Source organism: Streptosporangium sp. NPDC051023 (genome assembly GCF_040689595.1).
Classification (GTDB): Bacteria; Actinomycetota; Actinomycetes; order Streptosporangiales; family Streptosporangiaceae; genus Streptosporangium.
Genome location: NZ_JBFBCE010000170.1, coordinates 1 through 6,979, shown reverse-complemented (window position 1 = coordinate 6,979; position 6,979 = coordinate 1). Strand labels below are relative to the sequence as shown.

Annotated in this window: 6 protein-coding genes; 3 read left to right on the top strand and 3 right to left on the bottom strand. The window is 71.5% G+C overall.

Annotation, left to right across the window (positions count from 1 at the left end; all coding sequences use genetic code 11):
* Positions 1-63: 63 nt before the first annotated feature.
* Positions 64-1,104 (bottom strand): iron-siderophore ABC transporter substrate-binding protein, encoded by a 1,041-nt coding sequence (locus AB0395_RS47235; RefSeq protein WP_366294659.1) that lies wholly within the window; start codon positions 1,102-1,104, stop codon positions 64-66.
* 187 nt (positions 1,105-1,291) lie between these two features.
* On the opposite strand from AB0395_RS47235, the gene AB0395_RS47230 reads away from it, so the two are divergent.
* From AB0395_RS47230 to AB0395_RS47220, 3 genes are read left to right on the top strand one after another with little or no spacing between them, the layout of a single operon-like run.
* On the top strand, positions 1,292-2,338 hold the full coding sequence (locus AB0395_RS47230) for an iron ABC transporter permease (protein ID WP_366294655.1): 1,047 nt from the start codon (positions 1,292-1,294) through the stop codon (positions 2,336-2,338).
* The gene (locus AB0395_RS47225; protein ID WP_366294652.1) at positions 2,335-3,429 is read left to right on the top strand and encodes an iron chelate uptake ABC transporter family permease subunit; all 1,095 of its coding nucleotides are present in this window, start codon (positions 2,335-2,337) and stop codon (positions 3,427-3,429) included. Before AB0395_RS47230 ends, AB0395_RS47225 begins: the two co-directional genes overlap by 4 nt.
* Entirely contained in the window at positions 3,426-4,253 is an 828-nt protein-coding gene (locus tag AB0395_RS47220) for an ABC transporter ATP-binding protein (protein WP_366294649.1), read from the top strand. The genes AB0395_RS47225 and AB0395_RS47220 overlap by 4 nt, the downstream gene beginning before the upstream one ends.
* Before the next feature lie 75 nt (positions 4,254-4,328).
* Here AB0395_RS47220 and ftsY read toward each other — a convergent pair whose 3' ends face one another.
* Positions 4,329-5,507 (bottom strand): signal recognition particle-docking protein FtsY, encoded by a 1,179-nt coding sequence (ftsY, locus tag AB0395_RS47215; protein ID WP_366294646.1) that lies wholly within the window; start codon positions 5,505-5,507, stop codon positions 4,329-4,331.
* 87 nt (positions 5,508-5,594) lie between these two features.
* Positions 5,595-6,979 (bottom strand): AAA family ATPase (locus tag AB0395_RS47210; protein WP_366294643.1); only part of this gene is annotated, 1,385 nt, incomplete at its 5' end.

The following is a 6,979-nucleotide window of genomic DNA, read 5'->3' as shown; positions in this document are numbered from 1 at the left end:
GGCCCGTGAGACGGCGACCTCGTCGACGTCACCGCCCGGGGTGACCTGGACGGCGTCGCGGGGTCAGGCGGCCCTTGCGGGGTCGACCCCGAAGACCGTGGCGACGTCGTCGAGGACGGCGTGCGCGCCCTGGATGCCGACGGCGCTCATCCAGACGACGTCGGTGACGTCGTGCTTGGCGCCCTTGAGCCTGCCCCAGAGCGGGTTGGCCTCGAACTTCTTCTTGATCGGCTCGACCGCCGGGTCCGGGTAGGAGGCGACGAAGATGTGATCGGCGTCGAGCTGGGAGATGTTCTCCTGGCTGATGTCCACCGCGATCGTCTCGGTCGTGGTCGGCTGGTCCTTCGGCCTGGGGAAGCCGACGTCCTTCAGCACCAGCCCGGAGTAGGAGTTCTCCACGTAGAGGCGGACGGTCGGCTCCCCGGCGAAGCGGACGACGGAGACGGTCGGCAGTTCGCCCGCCTTCTTCTTGATGGACTCACCGATCGTGGCCGCGCGGTCCTGGTAGGCCTTGATCTTCTGCTCGGCGAGATCCTCCTTGCCCAGGGTCTGCCCCATGAGCCTGAGGTTCTCCTTCCAGATCGCCCCCGTGGTCTCGCTGAACACCGTCGGCGCGATCTTCGACAGCTTGTCGTACAGCGCCTCGTGGCGGACCTTCGCCGAGACGATCAGGTCGGGCTTGAGGGCGATGATCTGCTCCAGGCTCGGCTGCTCCAGGGTGCCGACGGACCTGGCCTGCCCGGCATGGCCGAGGACCGGGGTCAGGTAGTCGGGGAGCTTTTCGTCGATCGCCCGGTAGGTGGTGAACCCGACGACGTCCGTCTCCAGGGTGAGGACCGCGTCGACGAAACTCTGGTCGAGGGCGACGACCCGGGCGGGCCTGGCCGCAATCGTGGTCTCCCCCATGGCGTGCTTCACCGTGCGGGGGAACACCGCCGCGTCGGCTGCCGCCGTACCGGCCTGCGCGGCCGGCGGCGCGCTCGCCGTGGTGCCCGTGGTGCCCGTGGTGCCCGTGCTACCCGTGGTGCCCGAGCCACAGGCCGCGAGCCCCGCGGACAGTACGGCTCCCACCACCCCGAGGGCCACAGCGCGCGACGTTCTCATCGGGACAACCTCCAAGGTAAGGCAAACCTAAATTAGATTAGGCATACCTAAACTGGCATACTCGTTCCGGGTCCGGCAAACGAGGTTCGGGATTCGGCCGGCGTCCAGGAGGTCCGGCGGCGAACAACGACCCGCGACGGCCGACGGCGGCCGACGTCCGGGTTCCGGCGAGCGAGAGGAGCGGCGCGTGAGCACATCGACGGTCACCGCGCGGTTCTCTCCCGGTTTCGGAACCACCCGCGGGCACCGGCCGCTCATCCTGGCCGGGCTGTTCGCGGGCCTCCTGGTCGCCGTCGTGCTGAGTCTCATGGTCGGCGCGAAGCCGGTCCCGCCCGGCGACGTGTGGCACGCCCTGACCGCCCACACCGGCACGGAGAACGACATCGTCGTACGGTCGCTGCGCGTTCCCAGGACCGCCGTCGGCGTCATGGCCGGCATCGCGCTCGGCGTCGCGGGCGCGCTCATGCAGGGCCACACCCGTAACCCGCTGGCCGACCCCGGACTGCTCGGCGTCACCCAGGGCGCGGCGTTCGCGATGGTGCTCGGCATCATGGCGCTCGGCGTGACCGGCCTGTACGGCTACATCTGGTTCGGCCTTGCCGGAGCCCTCGCCGCCAGCGCGGCGGTCTTCGCCCTCGGCATGGCGGGCGGCCGGGGTGGTCCGACCCCGGTGACCCTGGCCCTCTCGGGAACAGCGGTCAGTGCCTTCCTTTACGCGCTCACCTCGGCCCTGGTCCTGATGGACGAGCAGGCGATGGACGTCTTCCGGTTCTGGCAGGCGGGCTCGATCGCGGGCCGCGACGGCGAGGTCGTCGCGCAGGCGCTGCCGTTCGTCGCCGCCGGTCTCCTGCTCGCGCTGGTCAACGTCCCCGGACTCAACGCGATCTCCCTCGGCGAAGACGTGGCCCGGGCCCTCGGCCAGAACGTCACCCTGACCCGCGCCGTCGGCGTCGCCGCGATCACGTTGCTCAGCGGCGCCTCGGTCGCGGTCTGCGGCTCGCTGTCGTTCGTCGGCCTGATGGTCCCCCACCTGGCCCGCCCGTTCTCCGGGCCCGACCACCGGTGGCTGCTGCCGTACTCGGGGCTGACGGGCGCGACGGCCCTGCTGCTGGCCGACGTGATCGGCAGGGTGGTCGCCCGCCCCGGCGAGCTGGAGGTCGGGGTCGTGCTCGCCCTGTTCGGCGCGCCGTTCTTCGTCGCCCTGGTCCGCCGCAGGAAGCCGGTCCGGCTGTGACCGCGACCAGCCGCGACCCGGCGCCGTACCCGCGTGCGGGACATGGGCGGCCATTGCGGGCGGGCCCCGCCTCGTGGGCCCTGCGCCCGCGCTCGGCCGCGACGGCCCTGGTCATGCTGGCCGCGACCGTGCTGCTGACGGGCCTCGGCATGCGGATCGGCGACATCCCGATGAGCCTGGCCGAGGTGGCCGGGGCCGTCGTGGGAGACGGTCCCGCCCACCTCGTCGTGATGGAGCTCAGGCTTCCCCGCGCGCTGACCGGCGTCCTCGTCGGCACGGCGCTCGCCCTGGCCGGGGCGATCACCCAGGCCATCGCCCGCAACCCGCTGGCCAGCCCCGACATCCTCGGGGTGACCCCGGGAGCCAGCGTGAGCGTGGTCGCGGTCATCGTGGCCACGTCGAGCGCGGCGGGCGGCGCGGGCGGCACGCTGGCCACGCTGGGCGTCCCCCTGCTGGCCCTGCTCGGCGGGACGGCCGGAGCGCTCGCCGTCTACACGCTGGCCTGGCGCGGGGGCCTGGACGGCTACCGCCTCGTGCTCGTTGGCATCGGCGTCTCCGCGGTGTTCACCAACGTCAAGTACTGGCTGCTGACCGTCGGCGACGTCAACGACAGCGGCCGCGCCATGGTCTGGATCAGCGGTTCGCTGAACGGCAGGGGCTGGGAACACGTGCTCCCCGTCGCGATCGCGCTCACCGTGCTCGTCCCGCCCGTTCTGGCCGGTGCCCGTTCCCTCGGCGCGCTGCGTTTCGGCGACGAGACCGTAACCGGCCTCGGGGTGCGCTCGAACCTCGCCAGGAGCATGATGATCCTGGCCGCCGTGCTGCTCGCCGCGGTCGCGACCGCGGCGGCGGGACCCATCGCCTTCGTCGCGCTGGCCGCGCCACAGGTCGCGCTGCGCCTGGCCGGGGCGGCTCAGCCACCGCTGGTTGTCTCCGCGCTCACCGGCGCCGTTCTCACCGCCGCCGCCGACCTGGTCGCGCGGACCGCGTTCAGCCCCGTCGAGCTGCCGGTCGGCGTGGTCACCGCGGTCCTCGGCGCCCCTTACCTGATCTATCTTCTCGTTCGCGCACGCAGAAAGGCACGCTCTTGAGACTACGAGCCGTCGGCGTCAAGCTCGGGTACGGCGACCGCGTCATCGTCGATGAGCTCGACCTCGGGATCGAGGCCGGGACGGTGACCACGATCATCGGACCGAACGGGTGTGGCAAGTCCACGCTGCTCCGCGCCCTCGGGCGGCTGCTGAAGCCGTCGGGCGGCGAGGTGCTGCTGGACGGCAAACGCATCGACAGGATGCCGACCAGGGAGGTGGCGAAGATCCTGGGGGTGCTGCCGCAGGCACCGACCGCCCCCGAGGGGTTGACCGTGGCCGACCTGGTGGCCAGGGGACGGCACCCGCACCAGACGTGGTACCGGCAGTGGTCGTCAGGCGATGAGTCCGCCGTCAACGAGGCCCTGTCCATGACAGGCCTGCTCGACCTGGGCGAACGCCCGCTCGAGGAGCTGTCCGGCGGGCAGCGCCAGCGCGCCTGGATCTCGATGGCCTTGGCCCAGGGCACCGACCTGCTGCTGCTCGACGAGCCGACGACCTTCCTCGACCTGGCACACCAGATCGAGGTCCTCGAGCTCGTCAGGCGGCTCCACGACGAGCTCGGCCGTACGGTGGTGATGGTCCTGCACGACCTCAACCTCGCCGCCCGCTACACCGACAACCTGGTCGCCATGCGCGACGGCAGGGTCGTCGCCGCCGGGCCTCCCGGCGACGTCCTCACCGAGGGACTACTGGCGGAAGTCTTCGACCTGGCCGCCAAGGTCATCGAGGATCCGGTGACGGGCACCCCGCTGGTCGTGCCCATCGGCCCGCTGCCCGCCGCCGGGGAACGTGTCACGCACGGCGGGGCGCTCGTCGGGGAGTGACAGGCGGCCGGGACGCGGCACAACGGCCGCGCCCCGGCACGCCCTCAAAGGCCCGAGGAAGGCCGGGCCCGGGCCTCAGTCGCCGAGGAGCGCGTCGACGAAGACCTCGGGGTCGAACGGGGCCAGGTCGTCCGGCCCCTCGCCGAGGCCGACCAGCTTGACCGGGACGCCCAGCTCACGCTGGACGGAGATGATGATGCCGCCCTTCGCGGTGCCGTCGAGCTTGGTCAGGGCGATGCCGGTGACATCCACGACCTCGGCGAACACCCTGGCCTGACGCATGCCGTTCTGACCCGTGGTCGCGTCGAGGACGAGCAGGACCTCGTCGACCGTCGCCTTCTTCTCGATGACGCGCTTGACCTTGCCGAGCTCGTCCATCAGGCCGGTCTTGGTGTGCAGGCGGCCCGCCGTGTCCACGATGACCACGTCGACCTTGTCCTCGATGCCCTTGGCCACCGCGTCGAAGGCCACGGAGGCCGGGTCGCCCGCCTCAGGACCGCGCACAACCTCGGCCCCGACCCGGTCGCCCCAGGTCTGGAGCTGGTCGGAGGCGGCGGCGCGGAAGGTGTCGGCCGCGCCGAGCACGACCCTGTTTCCGTCGCCGATGAGGGAACGCGCCAGCTTGCCGGTGGTCGTGGTCTTGCCGGTGCCGTTGACGCCGACGACGAGCACGACCGCCGGGCGCTCCCCGTGCGGTTTGACGTGCAGGGTGCGGTCGGTGTCCGTGCCGATCTGGGCGAGCAGCTGCTCCTTGAGCAGCCCGCGCACCTCGCTGGGCGTCCTGCTGCCCAGCACCTTCACCTTGGTCCGCAGCTCCTCGACCATCGCCTGCGTCGGAGCGACGCCGACGTCCGCGGTGATCAGGGTCTCCTCGATCTCGTCCCAGGTGTCGTCGTCGAGACGATCCCGCGAGAGCAGGTCGAGCAGCCCCTTGCCGAGGGTGTTCTGCGACCGGGCGAGGCGGGCGCGCAGCCGTACCATCCGGCCCGCGGAGGGCGGCGGAACCTCGACGACCGGGGGGAGGACCATGGGCTCGGCCGGTTTGACCGGCGGTGGGAGGGTGGTGGTCGCCGCGTCGTCATCCTGGGCGACTCCGGCGGGAGGTGCCTGCTCCTGCCCGGGAACGGGCCGCACCTCAGGCGGCTCGACCGGAGGAGCCGCCTTGCCCCGCGGCCTGAGCAGCAGGACCATGCCGCCCGCCGCCAGCAGGGCGACGACGACAACGATCGCGATTATGCCGAGATAGCCATCCACAAGACCACAGTTTTCCAGACGCCCCTGAATGCTCCGACCCCCCGGGTCAAGACGCGCCCTGTGGATCTTGTCGACTTGGGCGTGCCATCAGCCCGCGTCGTTCTCCCTCAGGCGCTGGCTGATGACCTGACTCACTCCGTCGCCACGCATCGACACGCCGTACAGGGCGTCGGCGATCTCCATCGTGCGCTTCTGGTGGGTGATGATGATGATCTGTGACGTTTGTCGCAGCTCTTCGAACAGGGTCAGCAGGCGCTGGGTGTTGGTGTCGTCGAGCGCCGCCTCGACCTCGTCCATCACGTAGAACGGCGAGGGCCGCGCCTTGAAGATGGAGACGAGGAAGGCGACGGCGGTCAGCGACCGCTCACCTCCCGACAGCAGCGAGAGCCGCTTGACCTTCTTGCCCGGCGGCCTGGCCTCGACCTCGACGCCGGTGGTCAGCATGTTCTCCGGGTCGGTGAGCAGCAGCCTGCCCTCACCACCGGGGAAGACCCGCGTGAAGATCCCCTCGAACTCGCGGGCCACGTCCGCGTACGCGGCGCCGAACACCTGCTCGACCCGATCGTCCACCTCCTTGACGACGAGCAGCAGATCACGCCTGGTCTTCTTGAGGTCCTCAAGCTGCGAGGTGAGGAACGCGTGCCGCTCCTCAAGAGCCGCGAACTCCTCAAGGGCGAGCGGGTTGACCTTGCCGAGCTGGGCCATCTGCCGGTCGGCGGCCTTCGCCCGCTTCTCCTGCTCCTCCCGCACGTAGGGCACCGGGTCGCCGTCGAGCGTGGGAACCGGTTCCGCGGGGCCGTACTCGGCGATGAGCGTGTCCGGCTCGACGCCGTACTCCTCGACCGCCTTGATCTCGAGCTGCTCCAGGCGCATCCGCCGCTCGGTCCTGGCGACCTCACTGCCGTGCGCCCTGTTGACCAGCTTGTCCAGCTCCCCGGACAGCTCCCTGACCCTGAGCCTGACGGATTTGAGCGAGACGTCGATCTGGCCACGCGCCTGCTCGGCCTCGTCGCGCTCGGCGGCCGAGGTGGCAAGCGAGATCTCCAGCCTGTCCAGCGTCAGCTCGGCCCCGCGGACGACCGACTGAGCCACCAGCGCCTGCCTGCGCCGCCGTTCGCGCCGCTCCGCGGCCCTGGCCCGCTCCTCGCGTTCCCGCTCGGCCGCGCGTACGAGCTCGTCCGCCTTGCCCGCGATGCCTCTGACCCGCTCCTCCGCCGTCCGTACGGCCAGGCGGGCCTCCATCTCGGACTGCCTGGCCGTCGAGCAGATCTCCGCCAGCTCCTCACGCATCTCGGTGGTCGGCTCCGCCTCCAGCTCCACCTCGGCCGTCGCGACGGCGAGCCGCTCCTCGAGCTCGGCGAGCCCGGCCGCGTCACGGTCACGGGCCTCCTCGGCCGCCCGCACGGCCCTGGCGAGCCGCTCGCACTCGGCGCCCGCCGCCTCGGCCGCGGCGCCGAGCTGGGCGAGCCGCC